Annotated in this window: 16 protein-coding genes; 10 read left to right on the top strand and 6 right to left on the bottom strand. The window is 70.2% G+C overall.

The window, feature by feature from the left end; translation table 11 throughout:
- Window positions 1-37: 37 nt before the first annotated feature.
- A complete protein-coding gene (locus AOJ26_RS02355) occupies window positions 38-496 on the top strand; it encodes a nucleotidyltransferase domain-containing protein (protein WP_373413145.1) in 459 nt (152 codons plus the stop codon).
- Window positions 497-563: 67 nt separating this feature from the next.
- On the opposite strand, the gene AOJ26_RS02350 is transcribed toward AOJ26_RS02355, so the two are convergent.
- Window positions 564-2,846: a (Fe-S)-binding protein gene (locus AOJ26_RS02350; protein ID WP_053846463.1), complete on the bottom strand. Its 2,283-nt coding sequence runs from the start codon at window positions 2,844-2,846 to the stop codon at window positions 564-566.
- 194 nt (window positions 2,847-3,040) lie between these two features.
- Between AOJ26_RS02350 and AOJ26_RS02345 the strand changes: the two genes are divergently transcribed.
- The 5 genes from AOJ26_RS02345 (at window position 3,041) to AOJ26_RS02325 (ending at window position 8,304) form a co-directional block, all read left to right on the top strand.
- On the top strand, window positions 3,041-4,060 hold the full coding sequence (locus AOJ26_RS02345; RefSeq protein ID WP_053846462.1) for an MraY family glycosyltransferase: 1,020 nt from the start codon (window positions 3,041-3,043) through the stop codon (window positions 4,058-4,060).
- A gap of 94 nt (window positions 4,061-4,154) precedes the next feature.
- Window positions 4,155-5,996, top strand: a complete 1,842-nt coding sequence (gene dnaK / locus AOJ26_RS02340; protein ID WP_053846461.1) for a molecular chaperone DnaK — start codon at window positions 4,155-4,157, stop codon at window positions 5,994-5,996.
- Complete coding sequence (grpE, locus tag AOJ26_RS02335) at window positions 5,993-6,640, top strand: nucleotide exchange factor GrpE (protein ID WP_053846460.1); 648 nt, start codon at window positions 5,993-5,995, stop codon at window positions 6,638-6,640. The genes dnaK and grpE overlap by 4 nt, the downstream gene beginning before the upstream one ends.
- A gap of 33 nt (window positions 6,641-6,673) precedes the next feature.
- Complete coding sequence (gene dnaJ / locus AOJ26_RS02330; protein WP_053846459.1) at window positions 6,674-7,852, top strand: molecular chaperone DnaJ; 1,179 nt, start codon at window positions 6,674-6,676, stop codon at window positions 7,850-7,852.
- Between the two features lie 5 nt (window positions 7,853-7,857).
- Window positions 7,858-8,304 (top strand): heat shock protein transcriptional repressor HspR, encoded by a 447-nt coding sequence (locus AOJ26_RS02325; RefSeq protein ID WP_037706704.1) that lies wholly within the window; start codon window positions 7,858-7,860, stop codon window positions 8,302-8,304.
- 67 nt (window positions 8,305-8,371) lie between these two features.
- On the opposite strand, the gene AOJ26_RS02320 is transcribed toward AOJ26_RS02325, so the two are convergent.
- Window positions 8,372-10,789: a PA14 domain-containing protein gene (locus tag AOJ26_RS02320; RefSeq protein WP_053846458.1), complete on the bottom strand. Its 2,418-nt coding sequence runs from the start codon at window positions 10,787-10,789 to the stop codon at window positions 8,372-8,374.
- 240 nt (window positions 10,790-11,029) lie between these two features.
- Between AOJ26_RS02320 and AOJ26_RS02315 the strand changes: the two genes are divergently transcribed.
- Both AOJ26_RS02315 and AOJ26_RS02310 read left to right on the top strand, forming a co-directional pair.
- Window positions 11,030-12,133: a sugar ABC transporter substrate-binding protein gene (locus tag AOJ26_RS02315; RefSeq protein WP_053846457.1), complete on the top strand. Its 1,104-nt coding sequence runs from the start codon at window positions 11,030-11,032 to the stop codon at window positions 12,131-12,133.
- 289 nt (window positions 12,134-12,422) lie between these two features.
- Entirely contained in the window at window positions 12,423-13,451 is a 1,029-nt protein-coding gene (locus AOJ26_RS02310; RefSeq protein ID WP_053846456.1) for a helix-turn-helix transcriptional regulator, read from the top strand.
- Here AOJ26_RS02310 and AOJ26_RS02305 read toward each other — a convergent pair.
- The 4 genes from AOJ26_RS02305 to AOJ26_RS02290 form a co-directional block, all read right to left on the bottom strand.
- Window positions 13,414-14,406, bottom strand: coding sequence for a helix-turn-helix transcriptional regulator (locus AOJ26_RS02305; RefSeq protein WP_053846455.1), 993 nt, complete (start codon window positions 14,404-14,406; stop codon window positions 13,414-13,416). The two genes, AOJ26_RS02310 and AOJ26_RS02305, sit on opposite strands and share 38 nt — an antisense overlap.
- The gene (locus AOJ26_RS02300; RefSeq protein WP_053846454.1) at window positions 14,403-15,401 is read right to left on the bottom strand and encodes a helix-turn-helix transcriptional regulator; all 999 of its coding nucleotides are present in this window, start codon (window positions 15,399-15,401) and stop codon (window positions 14,403-14,405) included. Before AOJ26_RS02300 ends, AOJ26_RS02305 begins: the two co-directional genes overlap by 4 nt.
- Window positions 15,398-15,985 carry a hypothetical protein gene (locus AOJ26_RS02295; RefSeq protein ID WP_053846453.1) on the bottom strand — a complete coding sequence of 196 codons (588 nt, stop codon included), beginning with the start codon at window positions 15,983-15,985 and terminating at the stop codon, window positions 15,398-15,400. The genes AOJ26_RS02300 and AOJ26_RS02295 overlap by 4 nt, the downstream gene beginning before the upstream one ends.
- An 80-nt stretch (window positions 15,986-16,065) precedes the next feature.
- Entirely contained in the window at window positions 16,066-17,040 is a 975-nt protein-coding gene (locus tag AOJ26_RS02290; protein ID WP_234358410.1) for a helix-turn-helix transcriptional regulator, read from the bottom strand.
- A 152-nt stretch (window positions 17,041-17,192) separates the two neighbouring features.
- On the opposite strand from AOJ26_RS02290, the gene AOJ26_RS43285 reads away from it, so the two are divergent.
- Window positions 17,193-17,390 (top strand): hypothetical protein, encoded by a 198-nt coding sequence (locus tag AOJ26_RS43285; RefSeq protein WP_143663512.1) that lies wholly within the window; start codon window positions 17,193-17,195, stop codon window positions 17,388-17,390.
- Window positions 17,391-17,395: 5 nt separating this feature from the next.
- The coding region (locus AOJ26_RS02285) for a hypothetical protein (RefSeq protein ID WP_063790214.1) at window positions 17,396-17,773 on the top strand (378 nt) is incomplete at its 3' end.

Here is a 17,773-nt window from a genome sequence, read left to right as displayed (position 1 = left end):
AGTGGTGGACGCGGAAGCGGTGTTGCACGTCCTGGACATGCTGCGGCGGGCCGGGACCGAGGTCTGGGTCGGGGGCGGGTGGGGGATCGACGCCCTGGTCGGCGAGCAGAGCAGGGTCCATCGCGACCTGGACCTGATGCACCGGCGGGAGCAGGAGCCCGCGGTGGTCGCGGCCCTCTCCGGCGCCGGCTTCGTGGAGAGCCTCGACCTGCGGCCGGTGCGGTTCGTGGTCACCGACGGCGGTGGACGGGAGGTCGATCTGCACCCGCTGGTCTTCGCCGGGGACGGTTCCGCCGTTCAGGCGTCCGGGGTGCCGGGGCGGCCCTTCGTGTACCCGGCCTCCGCCTTCGTGACCGGGACCATCGGCGGGACGCCCGTCCCGTGCCTGTCGGCCGAGCAGCAGGTCCACTTCCACCAGGGCTACGAGCCGACGGAGCGCGACCGGCACGACATGGCCCTGCTGCGGCGCGTCTTCGGGATCGCCACCCACTTCTGAGCGCCGACGCGCGGGAGCCCCCAGGCCCGGCAGGACCTGGGGGCTCCGAACGGCACAGCGCCGGGCGCTACTTCACCGGCTCCGGCTCCGGCTCGCTCTCCGCCGCTTCCTCGCCGGCCGGGTCGACCGGCGTCTTCACCGACTGCAGCAGCAGCTGGGCGACGTCGACGACCTGGATCGACTCCTTGGCCTTGCCGTCGTTCTTCTTGCCGTTGACCGAGTCGGTCAGCATGACCAGGCAGAACGGGCAGGCGGTGGAGACGATGTCGGGGTTGAGGGAGAGGGCCTCGTCCACGCGCTCGTTGTTGATGCGCTTGCCGATCCGCTCCTCCATCCACATCCGGGCGCCACCGGCACCGCAGCAGAAGCCGCGCTCCTTGTGGCGGTGCATCTCCTCGTTGCGCAGGCCCGGGACGCCCGCGATGATCTCGCGCGGGGGCGTGTAGATCTTGTTGTGGCGGCCCAGGTAGCACGGGTCGTGGTAGGTGATGATGCCCTCGACCGGGGTGACCGGGATCAGCTTGCCCTCGTCGACGAGGTGCTGGAGCAGCTGGGTGTGGTGGATGACCTCGTAGTCACCGCCGAGCTGCGGGTACTCGTTGCCGATCGTGTTGAGGCAGTGCGGGCAGGTCGCGACGATCTTCTTCGCGGACTTCGGCTTGGCGGACTCCGGGACCACCTTGCCGTCGTCGTCCAGCTCCTCGCCGAACGCCATGTTCAGCGCCATGACGTTCTCCATGCCGAGCTCCTGGAACAGGGGCTCGTTGCCGAGGCGGCGGGCGGAGTCACCGGTGCACTTCTCGTCGCCGCCCATGATCGCGAACTTGACGCCCGCGATGTGCAGCAGCTCGGCGAAGGCCTTGGTGGTCTTCTTGGCGCGGTCCTCCAGGGCGCCCGCGCAGCCCACCCAGTACAGGTACTCGACCTCGGTGAGGTCCTCGATGTCCTGGCCGACGACCGGGACCTCGAACTCGACCTCCTTGAGCCACTCCAGGCGCTGCTTCTTGGCCAGGCCCCAGGGGTTGCCCTTCTTCTCCAGGTTCTTGAGCATCGTGCCCGCCTCGGACGGGAACGCGCTCTCGATCATCACCTGGTAGCGGCGCATGTCGACGATGTGGTCGACGTGCTCGATGTCGACGGGGCACTGCTCGACACAGGCGCCGCAGGTGGTGCAGGACCACAGGACGTCCGGGTCGATGACGCCGTTCTCCTCCAGCGTGCCGATCAGCGGGCGCTCGGCCTCGGCGAGAGCCGCGGCCGGGACGTCCTTCAGCTGCTCCTCGGACGCCTTCTCCTCGCCCTCCATGGTCTTGCCGCCGCCGGCGCGCAGGTAGGGCGCCTTGGCGTGCGCGTGGTCGCGCAGCGACATGATCAGGAGCTTGGGGGAGAGCGGCTTGCCGGTGTTCCAGGCGGGGCACTGCGACTGGCAGCGGCCGCACTCGGTGCAGGTGGAGAAGTCCAGCAGGCCCTTCCAGGAGAACTGCTCGACCTGGGAGACGCCGAAGACGTCGTCGTCACCGGGGTCGGTGAAGTCGATCGGCTTGCCGCCGGAGGTCATCGGGAGCAGGGCACCGAGCGAGGTCTCGCCCGTCGCGTTCCGCTTGAACCAGATGTTCGGGAACGCGAGGAAGCGGTGCCAGGCCACACCCATGTCGGTCTTCAGGGCGACCACGATCATCCAGATGAACGAGGTGGCGATCTTCAGTCCGGCGAAGAAGTACGTGAGGTTCTGGAGCGTCGAGACGTCCATGCCCTCCAGCCAGTGCACCACCGGGTACGAGATGAAGAACGAGGCCTCGTAGCCGTCCACGTGGTGCTGGGCGCCCTCCAGCGCGTGCAGCATGAAGATGCAGACGCCCACGACGAGGATGACGGTCTCGACGAAGTACGCCTGGCCGAAGTTGGAGCCGGCGAAGCGGGACTTGCGGCCCGGCTTGCGCGGGTGGCTCAGCTGGCGGATCGCGATCAGGGCCAGGATGCCGAGGACGGTCATCGTGCCGATGAACTCGACGAAGACGTTGTACGGCGCCCAGTCGCCGATGACCGGCAGGATCCAGTCGGCCTGGAACAGCTGGCCGATGGCGTTGACGATCGTCAGCAGCAGGGTGAAGAAGCCCACCGCCACGAACCAGTGCGCGACACCGACGACGCCCCAGCGGTTCATCCGGGTGTGGCCGAGGAACTCCTTGGCCACGGTGACGGTGCGCCGGCCGGGTTCGTCGGTACGGGTGCCCGCGGGCACGTCCTGACCGAGCCGCATGAAGGTGTAGATCTGGAGGAGGGCGCGGGCGAACAGGGCCACGCCGACCACGATCAGTACCAGCGACACGATGATCGCGGCGAGTTGCATTGGGGGCTCCTCGGGCCTGCGAGGGTTCTACGAGCGAGATTACTAAGCGGTAACTTATGCAGTCCGTCTGAGAGTACCCCCATCCTCCGCCGCACTGTAGCCGGGCGCGGGGTGATCTGAATCGCTGAGGGTTACCTTAAAACCCGATCGTGTTATTCGTGATGAATTGGTACATACGGCGCTAATTTAGGCTTGTGCTCTACGGGATCCTCGCCGCCACCTCCGCCCTGCTCCTCGCCGCCGTGCTCACCGCCGTGCTGCGGATGGCCGCCCTGCGCCTCGGCATCGTCGACCGGCGATGGCGACGGCCCATGCCGCTGTCCGGCGGCGTGGCGGTGGTGGCCGCCACCTGCGGGGTGGCGTTCGTCGGGGACTGGCGGGGCGTCACCCCGCTCGGTCCCGACGTCGGACGGCTGCTCGTCGCGGGGGCCGGCGTGGCCCTGCTCGGCCTGGTGGCCGACGTGCGGCGGGTCAAGGCACGGTTCCTCGTGGGCGGTACGGCCGTGGCGGCGGCGTGTGTCGTGCCGTACGAGGAGACCGGGGTGCTCGCCGGGATGCTCGCGGTCGGCTGGATCGTCTTCGTGGCGCTCGGGTTCAAGGCGCTCGACCACGCCGACGGACTCGCCGGGACCGTCGGGGTGGTCACCGCCTTCGGGGCGGGGGCCTGTGCGGCGGCCGAGGTGATGGACGGGCTCGCCGTGCTGCTGAGTGTGCTGGCCGCCGCGCTGACCGGGTTCCTGATGCACAACTGGCATCCCGCGCGCGCGGGACTCGGCGCCTGCGGGGCCCTGTTCACCGGGTTCGTGCTCGCGTCCGCGGCCGTGACGACCCGCGCGGGACAGGAGCTGGGCTCCAGCGCGGGGGTGCTGTCCGCGCTGACGGCGGTGGTGAGCGCCGACGTGCTGCTCGTCGTCCTGGCCCGGGGGCTGTCCGGGCGACCGCTGCTGCGCGCGGCGCCCGACCATCTCGCGCACCGGCTGCGGCGGCTCGGTCTCACTCCGCAGGGGGCGGCCGTCGTCCTCGGTGTCGCGGCCTTCGGCGGGGTACTCGTCGCGGTGCTGGTGCACCTGGGATGGATCGCCGCGACCGGTGCCCTCTGGGTCGCCGGAGGCGCCCTTCTCGTCGTGCTCGCACTCCTTCGGGTCAAGTGCGGTAGCGCACAGCGTCCGGTATCGACGCAGGTCAGAGCCCCATTGCGTGTAAGGAACGGATAAGAGTTGAGCCCCCGCGGCTCAGGTCTGTTGACCGAGCCGGAACCGTCGTGCACACTTGAGCCTGTTCCACTCAAGTCAGCCTGGAGGATTAACCATGGCACGTGCGGTCGGCATCGACCTGGGCACGACTAACTCCGTCGTCAGCGTTCTCGAAGGCGGCGAGCCCACCGTCATCACCAACGCCGAGGGTGCCAGGACCACGCCGTCCGTCGTCGCCTTCGCGAAGAACGGCGAAGTGCTGGTCGGCGAGGTGGCCAAGCGCCAGGCGGTCACCAACGTGGACCGGACCATCCGTTCGGTGAAGCGTCACATGGGCACCGACTGGAAGATGGAGCTGGACGGGAAGCCCTTCAACCCGCAGCAGATCTCCGCCTTCATCCTTCAGAAGCTGAAGCGGGACGCCGAGTCCTACCTGGGCGAGAAGGTGACCGACGCGGTCATCACCGTCCCGGCGTACTTCAACGACTCCGAGCGCCAGGCGACGAAGGAAGCCGGCGAGATCGCCGGTCTCAACGTCCTTCGCATCGTCAACGAGCCCACCGCGGCCGCGCTCGCCTACGGCCTCGACAAGGACGACCAGACGATCCTCGTCTTCGACCTCGGTGGCGGCACCTTCGACGTGTCCCTCCTGGAGATCGGCGACGGCGTCGTCGAGGTGAAGGCCACCAACGGTGACAACCACCTCGGTGGTGACGACTGGGACCAGCGCGTCGTCGACTACCTGGTGCAGCAGTTCAAGTCCGGTCACGGAGTGGACCTCGCCAAGGACAAGATGGCCCTCCAGCGCCTCCGCGAGGCCGCCGAGAAGGCCAAGATCGAGCTGTCCTCCTCCACCGAGACCTCGATCAACCTGCCCTACATCACCGCCTCCGCCGAGGGCCCGCTGCACCTGGACGAGAAGCTCACCCGGGCTCAGTTCCAGCAGCTCACCGCGGACCTCCTGGAGCGCTGCAAGACCCCGTTCTTCAACGTCATGAAGGACGCCGGCGTCTCCATCAACGAGATCGACCACGTCGTCCTCGTCGGTGGCTCCACCCGTATGCCCGCCGTCGCCGAGCTCGTCAAGGAGCTGACCGGCGGCAAGGAGGCCAACAAGGGCGTGAACCCGGACGAGGTCGTCGCCATCGGCGCCTCGCTCCAGGCCGGTGTCCTCAAGGGTGAGGTCAAGGACGTCCTGCTCCTCGACGTCACCCCGCTGTCCCTCGGTATCGAGACCAAGGGCGGCATCATGACCAAGCTGATCGAGCGCAACACCACGATCCCGACGAAGCGCTCCGAGATCTTCACCACGGCCGAGGACAACCAGCCGTCCGTGCAGATCCAGGTCTACCAGGGCGAGCGCGAGATCGCGGCGTACAACAAGAAGCTCGGGATGTTCGAGCTGACCGGTCTGCCGCCGGCGCCCCGCGGCGTCCCGCAGATCGAGGTGTCCTTCGACATCGACGCCAACGGCATCATGCACGTGACCGCGAAGGACCTGGGCACGGGCAAGGAGCAGAAGATGACCGTCACCGGCGGCTCCTCGCTGCCGAAGGACGAGGTCGACCGGATGCGCCAGGAGGCCGAGCAGTACGCGGAGGAGGACCACCGCCGCCGCGAGGCCGCCGAGACCCGCAACCAGGGCGAGCAGCTCGTCTACCAGACGGAGAAGTTCCTCAAGGACAACGAGGACAAGGTCCCCGCCGAGGTCAAGACCGAGGTCGAGGCCGCCGTCGAGGAGCTGAAGGCCGCGCTCAAGGGCGAGGACACCGCGGAGATCCGCACCGCGACCGAGAAGGTCGCCGCGGTCTCCCAGAAGGTCGGCCAGGCCATGTACGCCGACGCCCAGGCCGCGCAGGCCGCGGGCGGCGAGGCCGGCGCCGAGGCCCCCAAGGCCGACGACGACGTCGTGGACGCCGAGATCGTGGACGACGAGCGCAAGGACGGTGCCGCGTGACGGAGGAGACCCCGGGCTTCGAGGAGAAGCCCGACGTCCCCTCCGGCGCCACCCCCGACGACGCCGAGCCGAAGGCCGCCCCCGAGGAAGGGGCGGCCCCGGCCGGGGACGCAACAGCGCAGATCGCCGGCCTGACGGCCCAGCTGGACCAGTCGCGCAAGGCGCTCGACGAGCGCACCGCCGACCTCCAGCGGCTCCAGGCCGAGTTCCAGAACTACCGCCGCCGGGTGGAGCGGGACCGGATCACGGTCAAGGAGATCGCCATCGCGAACCTCCTGACCGAACTCCTGCCCGTGCTCGACGACATCGGCCGCGCGCGGGAACACGGTGAGCTTCTCGGCGGGTTCAAGTCCGTCGCGGAGTCCCTGGAGACCGTCGCGGCGAAGATGGGCCTCCAGCAGTTCGGCAAGGAGGGCGAGCCCTTCGACCCGACGATCCACGAGGCCCTGATGCACAGTTACGCGCCCGACGTCACCGAGACGACGTGCGTGGCGATTCTGCAGCCTGGGTATCGCATCGGCGAGCGCACCATCCGCCCCGCGCGGGTGGCCGTGGCCGAGCCGCAGCCGGGCGCGCAGACGGTCAAGGCCGAGGACGGGTCCGAGGCCGGCGAGGAGAAGGACAACAGCTCTGAAGAGGGCTGAAGTGGTCGGTGACCGGAAGGAGGGGCGTCGAGGATGAGCACCAAGGACTTCATCGAGAAGGACTACTACAAGGTCCTCGGCGTCCCCAAGGACGCCACCGAGGCCGAGATCAAGAAGGCGTACCGGAAGCTCGCCCGCGAGTTCCACCCGGACGCCAACAAGGGCAACACCAAGGCCGAGGAGCGCTTCAAGGAGATCTCCGAGGCGAACGACGTCCTCGGTGACCCCAAGAAGCGCAAGGAGTACGACGAGGCCCGCGCCCTGTTCGGCAACGGCGGCTTCCGCCCGGGGCCGGGCGGCGCGGGCGGCTCCTTCAACTTCGACCTGGGCGACCTCTTCGGAGGCGCCCAGGGCGGGGGCCAGGGAGCCGGCGGCTTCGGCGGCGGACTCGGAGACGTCTTCGGGGGCCTGTTCAACCGGGGCAGCTCCGGCACCACACGGGTCCAGCCGCGGCGCGGGCAGGACATCGACACCGAGGTCTCCCTCAGCTTCACCGAGGCGATCGAGGGCGCGACGGTCCCGCTCAGGATGTCCTCGCAGGCCCCCTGCAAGGCCTGTTCGGGCACCGGTGACGCCAACGGCAACCCGCGCGTGTGCCCGACCTGCGTGGGCACCGGCCAGGTGGCCCGGGGCTCCGGGGGAGGCTTCTCCCTCACCGACCCGTGCCCCGACTGCAAGGGCCGCGGCCTGATCGCGGAGAACCCCTGCGAGATCTGCAAGGGCTCCGGGCGGGCCAAGTCCTCCCGCACCATGCAGGTCCGCATCCCGGCGGGCGTCTCCGACGGGCAGCGGATCCGGCTGCGCGGGAAGGGGGCGCCCGGCGAACGCGGCGGCCCCGCGGGCGACCTGTACGTCACCGTGCACGTCGACACGCACCCCGTCTTCGGCCGCAAGGGCGACAACCTCACGGTGACGGTCCCGGTGACCTTCTCGGAGGCGGCGCTCGGCGGCGAGGTCAGGGTGCCGACGCTGGGCGGTCCCGCCGTGACGCTGAAGCTGCCCCCGGGCACGCCCAACGGCCGCACCATGCGGGCGCGGGGCAAGGGCGCGGTCCGCAAGGACGGCACCCGGGGCGATCTGCTGGTCACCGTCGAGGTGAGTGTCCCGACCGAGCTGTCGGGGAAGGCTCGTGACGCGCTCGAGGCGTATCGCGAGGCGACCGTGGGTGAGGATCCACGGGCGGAGCTGTTCCAGGCCGCGAAGGGAGCTTGATCTAGATGGACGGCCGTCGACGCAATCCGTATGAACTGACCGAGGAGACCCCGGTCTACGTCATCTCGGTGGCGGCCCAGCTCTCCGGCCTGCACCCGCAGACGCTGCGCCAGTACGACCGCCTGGGCCTGGTGTCCCCGGACCGCACCGCGGGCCGGGGCCGGCGCTACTCGGCCCGGGACATCGAACTGCTGCGCACCGTCCAGCAGTTGTCGCAGGACGAGGGCATCAACCTCGCCGGCATCAAGCGCATCATCGAGCTGGAGAACCAGGTCGCCGCGCTCCAGTCGAGGGTGGCCGAACTCCAGGCCGCCGTCGAGGGCGCCGCGGCGGCCATGCAGCAGCGTGAGGCGGCGGTGCACGCGTCGTACCGCCGTGACCTGGTGCCGTACCAGGAGGTCCAGCAGACCAGCGCGCTGGTGGTGTGGCGGCCGAAGAAGGCGAAGGACTAGGCACGGCCGACGAGAAGGGGCCCGGAGGATTCTCCGGGCCCCTTCTCCGTTCGTGCCGCGTGCGGGCTCAGATCCAGGAGTCCCAGATGCCGTACGCCATCGGCGTGGTCGCGGCCTCCGCGCCGGCCTCGTCCAGGCGGACGACGCGGTAGTAGTACAGGCCCAGCGTGTCCTCGTGGACCGTCTTGTCCATGAAGTACACGGCGTCGTACATCGTGCCCTCGCTCAGGGTCACATAGGCGGCCGACGCCGGGTCCCAGCGCTCCACGCGGTAACTCCTGAACCGGCCGCAGTCGCCGAGGCCCGAGCTCTCGGAGCAGCCGACGTACAGCTCCGGGTACTGGTCCTCACGGATCTCGGTGCCCGTCCAGCCGGGCGGCCGGGTGTCGGGCAGGGTGACGGAGAGCTCGGCGGGGTGGTATGCCTCGGGGCCGGCGTACCAGGGGATCAGGGGGGAGCCGTCCGTGGCGGCCACCTTGTAGGTGTGCGTGGCGCCGTCGGGGACCGTCGGGCAGAGGATCTCGGTCGTGGCCAGGGACTCGCCCGTCCAGCAGTTGTCCTTCCACTGCGTCTCGCCGGTCTCCGGGTCGGTGACGCCCTGCCACACCTTGTAGCCCGTGACGTCGTCGTCGGCGGGCGGCGTCCAGGTCAGGCGCACACCGAGCGGGATCTGCTCGGCGGTCAGGTTCTCCACCGGGGCCGGGCGCACGGTGTCCGGCGTGGTCGCGGTGGCGGCGGGGCCGGGCTGCGACTCATGCCCGTACGGGTCGATCGTCACGATCGTGTAGTCGTACGTCGTCTCGGAGGCGCCGGAGACGTCCCAGCAGACGCCGTTGATCTGCCGGGGGCCGGCGTAGTCGGGGGCGTCGCCGGTGTTCCAGCTCCAGTACGTCTGCGGGTCCGTCAGCGGCAGGTCCTGCGAGCTGTTGGGCTTGCAGCCGGTCACCGCGCTGCTCTCACCGGTCGCCTTGTCGGTGCGGGTGATCCGGTAGGTCAGCAGCGGCCTGTCCTCGCCGAAGGTCCACGGGTCGGCGCTGCTCCACTCGATCATCACCCCCTCGTCGAACCTGGTCGCGGTGGTGCTGAACGGCGCGATCGCCTCGGGCCGGTCCGCCGTCGTCAGGGTGACCTCCACCGGCGCGGAGGCGTTGCCTTTGGTGTCCTGGGCGCGCACCGCGTACCGGTAGGAGTCGGCGACGGCGGCCAGTTGGCGCGGTACGACGTCGGTCTGCGTGGTGGTGCCGGCCGCGCCGGGCAGCGCGTCGAGCCAGCCGCCCGTCGCCGGGTCGTACTGGAGGACCTCGTACCGCGCGGCCCCGTCGACGGCCGACCACATCAGGTGCGGGATGCCGGAGCGGTACTCGACGCGGGCGTCCGCTACGGTCGCCGGCGGGGTCATGTCGAACGTGGTGAACGAGGTGGCCGCCGAGTACGCGGACCAGTTGCCCACCGCGTCCCGGGCCCGGCCCCGGTAGGTGACCTTGCTGCCGTCGGCGGGCTGCCCGGTGTCGCAGATCGCGCCCTTGGCACCGGCGTACACGGTGGCCCAGGTGTTCGTGGCCGGATCGAGCCGCTGGAGCTCGTACCAGGCGATGTCGGCCCGGTTCTCGGCGGTGGTGACGAGCTCCGGGGCCGCGAAGGGCTGGTTGTCCGGGCACGCGTCCATCTCCAGGAACGGTGCGGCGGGCGGAGTCGTGTCCACGGTGGTCACGGGCTGGTCGGCGGTGCCGCGCGAGGTGTTGCCCGCCTTGTCCCGGGCGCGGACCTCGTAGTAGTACGTGGCGCCGGTGGGCGGCGGACCGTCCGTGTACGAGGTGGAGGTGGTCGTGGTGAGCGGCTTGGTGCCGTACGACGTCCCCTTGAGCCGCCGGTACACCTGGTACCCGGCGAGGTCCATCTCGGTGTTCTTCGCCCAGCTGACCTTGGCCTTGCGGGTGCTCTTGTCGTAGGTCACCGAAGTGCCCGTCGGGGTGAGCGGCTTGACCTTGTCGACGTCGGCTGAGGTGCGGGGGGCGTAGGTGACCTTGACCTTGGCGGTGCCGGTCCAGTTGGCGTAGTCGATGCGCAGACTGTGCTTGCCGGAGGGGATGGTGACGTTGGCGGTCTTGGTGACCGTCGATGAGACGTTCTTCCAGAGGTCGATCTTGCGGACGCCGTCGAGATAGACGCGGATGCCGTCGAGGCCGGTGGCGTTGAGGGCGAAGGGGCCGCCGGAGCCGAAGTCGCGGGTGAGGGTCCAGCGGACGCCGAAGTTGTCCTTGGGCAGGCCGGTGACGGGGGCGCCGGTCCAGCTCTGGTCGATCGCGTTGTCGCAGTCGGTCTTCTTCGGGGTGCCGGAGAAGGACGTGTTCGCGTAGAACTGCCGCTTGAACACGGGGGAGGTGCACGACACGGTCGCCGCGGCGGGGGACGTCGTCAGGGTGACGAGGGTGCCGGCGGTGGCGAGGACGACAGCGGTGGCGGTCGTCCGTCTGGCTGACTTCATTCGATCCTCTGGTCGGGCGTGGAACAGCAGTTGTGGGGCTGCTGTGATCACGACTCACGAGGTGTGAAGTTGGTTGTACCGGTGTTCGCGCCAAGTCTTCACACCATCGGCGGAGAGTGGTGTTGCGCACTCGTTAAGTGATTCCGCTTGACGCCGGTGGGCGCCGCCGCGTTGGCTTTTCAGTCACATGGGCCGCAATGCCGCGCCCGCGTCCGGAAAGCATCAGAAGTGAGCAGCCCCATGCGTCGTATCGCCATAGCCGTGGCCGCGTCCACGATGACCTTCTCGCTGGCCGCCTGCGGCGCGCTCGGCGCCGCGAGCGGGAGCGAGGCGAGTCCGACCAAGGGGAACGACATCACCGTGGGCGTGCTGATGCCGGAGAAGACGAACACCCGCTACGAGGAGTTCGACTACCCGATCATCCAGAAGAAGGTCGCGGAACTCACCGACAAGCAGGGCAAGACCGTTTATGCCAACGGCGAGGCCAACGCCAAGAAGCAGGCCACGCAGATGCAGCAGATGATCGACCAGAAGGTCGACGTCATCCTGCTGGACGCCGTGGACTCGCACGCCATCGCGGGCATGGTGGAGAAGGCCAAGGAGGCGGGGATCCCGGTCATCGCCTACGACCGGCTCGCCGAGGGTCCGATCGACGGGTACGTCTCCTTCGACAACGAGCTCGTGGGCGAGGTGCAGGGCCGCTCCCTCCTGGAGGCGCTCGGCTCGGGCATCGACACCTCCGACAAGATCGTGATGATCAACGGCTCGCCGTCCGACCCGAACGCCGGGCAGTTCAAGGCGGGCGCGATGTCCGAGCTCAACGGCAAGGTGACGATCGCCAAGTCGTACGACGTCGACGGCTGGAAGCCGGAGGTCGCGCAGAAGAACATGGCCGAGGCGGTCAGCGCGATCGGCAAGGGCAACATCAAGGCCGTGTACTCCGCCAACGACGCCATGGCCGGCGCCGCCATCCAGGCCATGGAGGACGCGGGCATCAGCAAGATCCCGCCGATCACGGGCCAGGACGCGGAGCTGTCCGCGGTGCAGCGGATCGTCGCGGGCGAGCAGTACATGAGCGTCTACAAGCCGTACCCGGACGAGGCCGAGGCCGCCGCCGAGATGGCCGTGACGAAGATCCAGGGCAAGAGCATCCAGTTCGACGCCCTCGCCAAGGACAGCGTGGACAGCCCCACGAACAAGGACATCCCGGCCCAGCTCGTCCAGGTCGTCGCCCTGACGAAGGACAACATCAAGAGCACGGTCGTCAAGGACGGCATCTACACCGTCAAGGACATCTGCACCTCGCAGTACGCGAGCGCCTGCCAGACGGCCGGCCTGAAGTAAGCGTGCCGACAAGGGCCGGAGGGGTTCCCCTCCGGCCCTTCGTGCTGTCCTGGTGCCGCTCGCGGGCCGGGCAACCCGGGCGCCGACACCGCAGCTTGTTGCAAGGAGGCGGACGGAGGCCCGCACATACCGGTGAATACCGTCCCGTACCGACGGCCGTGGCCCGGGGAGCCGTGTTGCGGAGCCGGTCCGGTCCGCGCATAGTTGCGGAGCCGAGGGGGCTTTGACGCTCCGCTGGGGAAACAGGACAAGAGGGCGGTAGACGCTGGAACCGGGGGTGGGATGGGCAATGGCCGGGCTCGGGGCGGACGACCATCCACACGGCGCTGACCGGCTGTGCGAGGCCGGGGACCGGGTGTACTCCCGGGCCGTACGACGCGGCCGTGTGCCGCGCGCCGACGCCGAACCGGTTCCCTGTCTGCTCGAACTGGCCCTGCTGCACCCGGACCCAGACGACATGGACTGGCTGGTGCCGACCGCCCCGCAGGAGGTCATGACCCGGCTGCTGCGCGGCGTCCACGACGAGGTCAGCGCGAGCCAGCGGCGGGTGGGGGAGGCGGTCGCGGCGGTCGAGCGGTACGCGGGCCTCGGCCCCAGTGTGGTGCCGGGCGCCGGTGAGGGGACCGCGATCCGGGTCCTCGACGGCCTGTCCCGGATCCAGGCCGCGATGGACGAGGCGACCGAGGCGTGCACGACGGAGGTCCTCACGGTCCAGCCCGGCGGCATCCGCCCCGAGCACGAGCTGACGGAGGGTCTGCACCGGGCGCTGGCGCTGCGCGGCCGGGGCGTACGGATGCGGGACCTGTACACCCATGTCGCCCGGCACGGCCAGGGTCTGCTGAACTACCTGGAGCTGATGGGCGGTTCGGTCCAGGCGCGGACGCTGGACGAGGTCATCGACCGGCTCATCCTCTTCGACCGCACGGTGGCCTTCATCCCCGCCAACGCCGACCGCACCCTCGCCCTGGAGCTGCGGCACCCGGCGCTGGTGGAGTACCTGGTGACGGTCTTCGAGCGGCTGTGGCGCCTGGCCATCCCCCTGACCGCCCCGCTGCCCGACACCGGCATCGAGGGCATCTCCCACCGCGAGCAGTCCATCGCCGCGCTGCTGGCCGAGGGCCACCAGGACGCCGTGATCGCGGAACGGCTGGGGATCAGCGTGCGCACCTGCCGGGCCCACATCGCGCGGCTGTCGGAGACGCTCGGCGCGGCCAGCCGTACCCAACTGGGCGTCCGCATCGCGCAGGTGGGCCTGGACGGGCCGGCGGCAATGTCCTCGATCACGCTCCCCGGTCAAGAATCCCGGACCGTCCGATGAGGTAGCCGAGCTGGGCGCGGCTCTCGCTGCCGAGGGTGGCGGCGAGCTTGGCGATGTGGACGCGGACGGTGCGAATGTTCATGCCGAGCCGGTCGGCGACGACGGCGTCGGTGTGCCCCTCCACGAGCAGTCCGGCGATGGCCCGCTGACGGGGCGTGACGCCGTTCAGGCTCGGCCGGTGGACGGTCTGCGGATACATGGGCGTGGCCTGCCACCACAGCCGGTAGAAGGTGGTGGCGAGGAACTCGACCAGGGCCGGGTGCCGGACCTCCAGCGCGACCGTGCCGTCCCCGCCGGCGGGGATGAACGCCACGTCCCGGTCGGCGACGATGAGCCGGTCGGTGACCTCGTCCAGGGAGCGGGCCTCGGCGTCGCCGCGCAGTTGCTCGTAGCGGGCGAGGACCAGCGGCATGTGGCGCTGGGTGTGCTGGTACAGGGTGCGGATGCGGGCACCGCGCTCCAGCAGCGCCTGGTCCCGGTCCATCGCCACCACCTGGGCGGCGGCGCCCCGGCTGTCGCTGTAGTGGACGTTGGGCTGCACGCACAGGAGTTCGTGCACGACCCCGGTCATGGCCTCGGTGATGGCCTCGTTGATGGGGCCGGTACCGCTGACGACCCTGATCGCCGGGTTCTCCGCGACCGCCGCCGTGCCCCCGGCGGTCCGCATGAGCGGTGCGAAGGCCTCGGCGAGCCGCTGCTCCCGCCGCCGCTCGTGCGCCGTCCGGTCCGTGGTGGCGCGGAGCATGCGGTGCAGGGCGAGGGCGGGCGGCACGGGTTCCAGCCGGCCGGCGTCCCGGGCGTCGGGCTGCAGCAGCCCGGCCTCGAGGAGGCAGGGGAGGTGCGCCGCCTCCCGGCGGTCGGCACCGCCCTCGCGCAGGGCCCGTGCGTAGAGCTCGATGCCTTCCCGGCACGGGTCTTCCGGGCCGTGCTCCGGATGGGCTGCCGGCGTGCTCACTCGCCTGTGTCCTCCTGGCCGAGAAGGCCCGACTGCCCGATGAGGTAGCCGAGCTGGGCGCGGCTCTCGCTGCCGAGGGTGGCGGCGAGCTTGGCGATGTGGACGCGGGCGGTGCGGATGTTCATGCCGAGCCGGTCGGCGATGACGGCGTCGGTGTGACCCTCGACGAGGAGGGCGGCGATGGCCCGCTGACGGGGCGTGATGCCGTCACGCGTGGGCTGCTGCACCGCCTCGGGGTACATGGGGGTGGCCAGCCGCCACAGCCGGTCGAAGGCGGTCACGAAGAAGGCGATCAGGGCCGGGTGGCGGATCTCCAGGGCGAGGGTGCGGTCCTTGTTGGCCGGGATGAAGGCCACGGTGCGGTCCACGATGATCAGACGCTCCGTCACCTCGTCCAGACTGCGGGCCTCCACATCGCCGTTGAGGCGTTCGTAGCGGGCCACGACACTCGGCGCGTGGCGCAGGGTGTGCTGGTAGAGGGTGCGGATACGGCCGCCGCGGTCGAGCAGGGCCTGGTCGCGCGCGAAGGCCTCGGCATGCACGGGCGGGGGCGGCTCGGCGTGCCGGTCGCTGGTGTTGGGCTGGACGGCCAGCAGTTCGGAACCCGCGGCCACGGCCTGGCCGATGACCCGGCCGATCAGGTCGATCCCGCTGAGCACGCTGATCATCGAGGAGTCGTCGGTGCCCGTACGGCCGCCGTCGATCCGCATCAGCGGCTCGAACGTCTCGGTCAGCCTGGCCTCGCGCCGGCGTTCGTCCGCGATGCGCTCCTCCGCGATCCGCAGCATGCGGTGCAGGGCGACCGCGGGGGCGACCGGCTCCAGCTTCTCCGGGTCGGTGACGGCGGGGTGCAGGAGCCCGAAGTCGAGCAGACAGGGCGCCTTGCCGGCGTCGGCGCCGAGCACGTACCCCTCGCGCAGGGCACGCGCGTACAGCTCCGTCCCTGCCGGGCACAGGTTCTCCACGCCGTGCTCGGGGTGGGGCACCGGGATCACTCGGTCACTCCCTCCTGCTCGGGGATGCCCGACTCCGCGACGGGGTGGCCGAGCCGGGCGCGGCTCTCGCCGCCGAGGGCGGCGGCGAGCTCGGCGGTGCGGACGCGGGCGGTGCGGATGTTCATGCCGAGGCGGTCGGCGGGGCTGGAGGCGACCTCGCGGTCCACGACGATCAGGCGCCGGGTGACTCCGTCGAGGGTGCGGATACGGCCGCCGCGGTCGAGCAGGGCCCCGGCCCGGATCCCGGCCGGGGAGTCGGTTTGCGGCTGGACGGTGAGCACCTGGCCCGAGGTGGCCGGCACGGTCCGGTGGACGGCCCGGCCGATGCGGTCGGGACCGCTGAGGACGCTGATCGTCGGCGCCTCCGCGGCGGCGTCGTACCGGCTGTCGGGCCCCGCCAGTGACGCGAACACGGCCGTCGGCCGCGTCTCCCGCCGGCGTTCGTCCGTGATGGGGTCCTCGACGCCGCGCAGCGGGCGGCGGAGGGCGAAGGCCGGGGCGGCGGGCCGCGGGTTCCCCACGTCCGGCTGGAGCGGGCCGAGGCCGGGCGGACACGGCGTGCCCTGCGTGTCCTCGGTGCTCACCCGTCCTTCGCGCAGGGCACGGGTGCACGGGTTCGGGGCCGCCTCGCACGGTTCCCCCGTCCCGTGCGTGTGAGCCCCGGTCACGGGTGGTCCTCTCCCCCCGTTACGGGATGGTCGGGCTTGAGGATGCCCGACTGCGCGATCAGGAAGCCGAGCTGGGCGCGGCTGCCGCTGCCGAGGGCGGTCGCGAGCTTGGCGATGTGGGCACGGCAGGTGCGGACGTTCATGCCCAGGCGGCGGGCGATCGCCTCGTCGACGTGCCCCTCGACGAGGAGCTTGGCTATGGAGTGCTGGATGTCGGTGATGCCGTCGGGGGCCGTCTCGTAGGGGGCGCCGGCGTTCAGCGGGACGGCCCGGGTCCACATGAACTCGAACACCTTGATGAGGTAGCGGACCAGGCCGGGGTGCCGCAGCTCCAGGGCGACCTGCCGGTCGTCGCGCGTGGGGATGAACGCCACGGTCTCGTCGAGGATGATCAGGCGCTCGACCAGCTCGTCGATGGTGCGGTACTCCGCCTTCCCGTCGGCGAAGTGGTCCACCCAGGCCAGCCGCTCCGGGCTGTACCTGGCCGTGTGCTGGTAGAGCGTCCGGATCCGCACCCCCCGCTCGATGAGCGGTCTGTCGCGCTCCAGCGCCTCCATGAGCCGGTTCTCGGAGCTGCGGCGGCCGCTCGGCTGGACCGTGAGCATCTCGGTCTGGCACTGGGCGGTGGCCAGGTCGAGCGCCGCGTTGATGCGGTCGAGGCCCTCCAGCACGGTGATCGAGTGGGTGGAGGTGGCCTCCTGCGCGCTGAGGGCCATGAACGGCTCGAAGACCTCGGTGAGCGCGATCGACAGCCGCCGGTTCTCACTGATCTCGTGCTCTATGGGGTGGAGGCGCTGGGCCAGGGCAACGGCAGGTGAGACGGGTCGCAGCCAGTTCGCGTCGTCGGGGTCGGGGTGCAGGAGGGCGAACTCCATCAGGCAGGGGGCGGGTTCGATGTCCGCCCGGAGAATGCGTCCCGTGCGCAGAGCGTTCGCGTAGAGGCGACTTCCCTCTTCACACAACTCGGTCATCGCATGGGGATGTGTCGCCTTAATCCCATTTGTTGCCAAATCTCCACCCCCCAGGGTCCTGAACATGCAGGAACATGATGCACCGATCGTGTGGCCATGACGTGCCTGAATGAGCCATCGTCTTACTCGACGGGGGAAGAGGGGACCTTCAAGTGAGGACGAAGCCGACTATGCGTAAGAGAATGCTTCGCTCGGTGCTTGTCGCCGCCTTCTCCGCCGTTGTGGCCTTCGGAGCTCTGAGTGGCCTCTCCGGTGCGAAGAGCGATGCGCGCGAGACGGGTGGTGTGCAGTCTGTCGTCGTCGCGGACGACGAGCTGGTCGCGGTCCCGGCCGACAGCAAGTGGGACTGAGGCCGATGACCACGCCACCCGACGACCGCTCCTTCCGCAGGGAGATGGCCACCGCCTACCGCTCCGGATGGCACTTCATCGACCTTGTCACCGCGATCCCCCACCCCGGTGACTCGTTGATGGTGACCGTCTTCGGCGAACCGGTGGTCGTCACCCGGGACGAGGACGAGGACGTGCGGGCGTACCGGTGTCTGCGGCGGCCTCGGGGGGCGCCGCAGCCCGTACGGTGTGCCGTCCGGTACGGAATGATCTTTGTGAACCTGGACCAACGAGACCATCGGCTGGTGGAACCGGAAACCCCCACCCCGCGGACCATCTCAGCCACCCCCCGCAGTGCCTGCGCGATCTGTTCCGACGGGGGAATCGCGTCAGGCACTGCGGGG

Origin of the sequence: Streptomyces sp. NRRL B-24085 (assembly GCF_001282115.1) — a bacterium.
GTDB lineage: Bacteria > Actinomycetota > Actinomycetes > Streptomycetales > Streptomycetaceae > Streptomyces.
The sequence above is the reverse complement of the archived record's forward strand: the minus strand, read 5'-3'. Positions and strand labels throughout refer to the sequence as shown.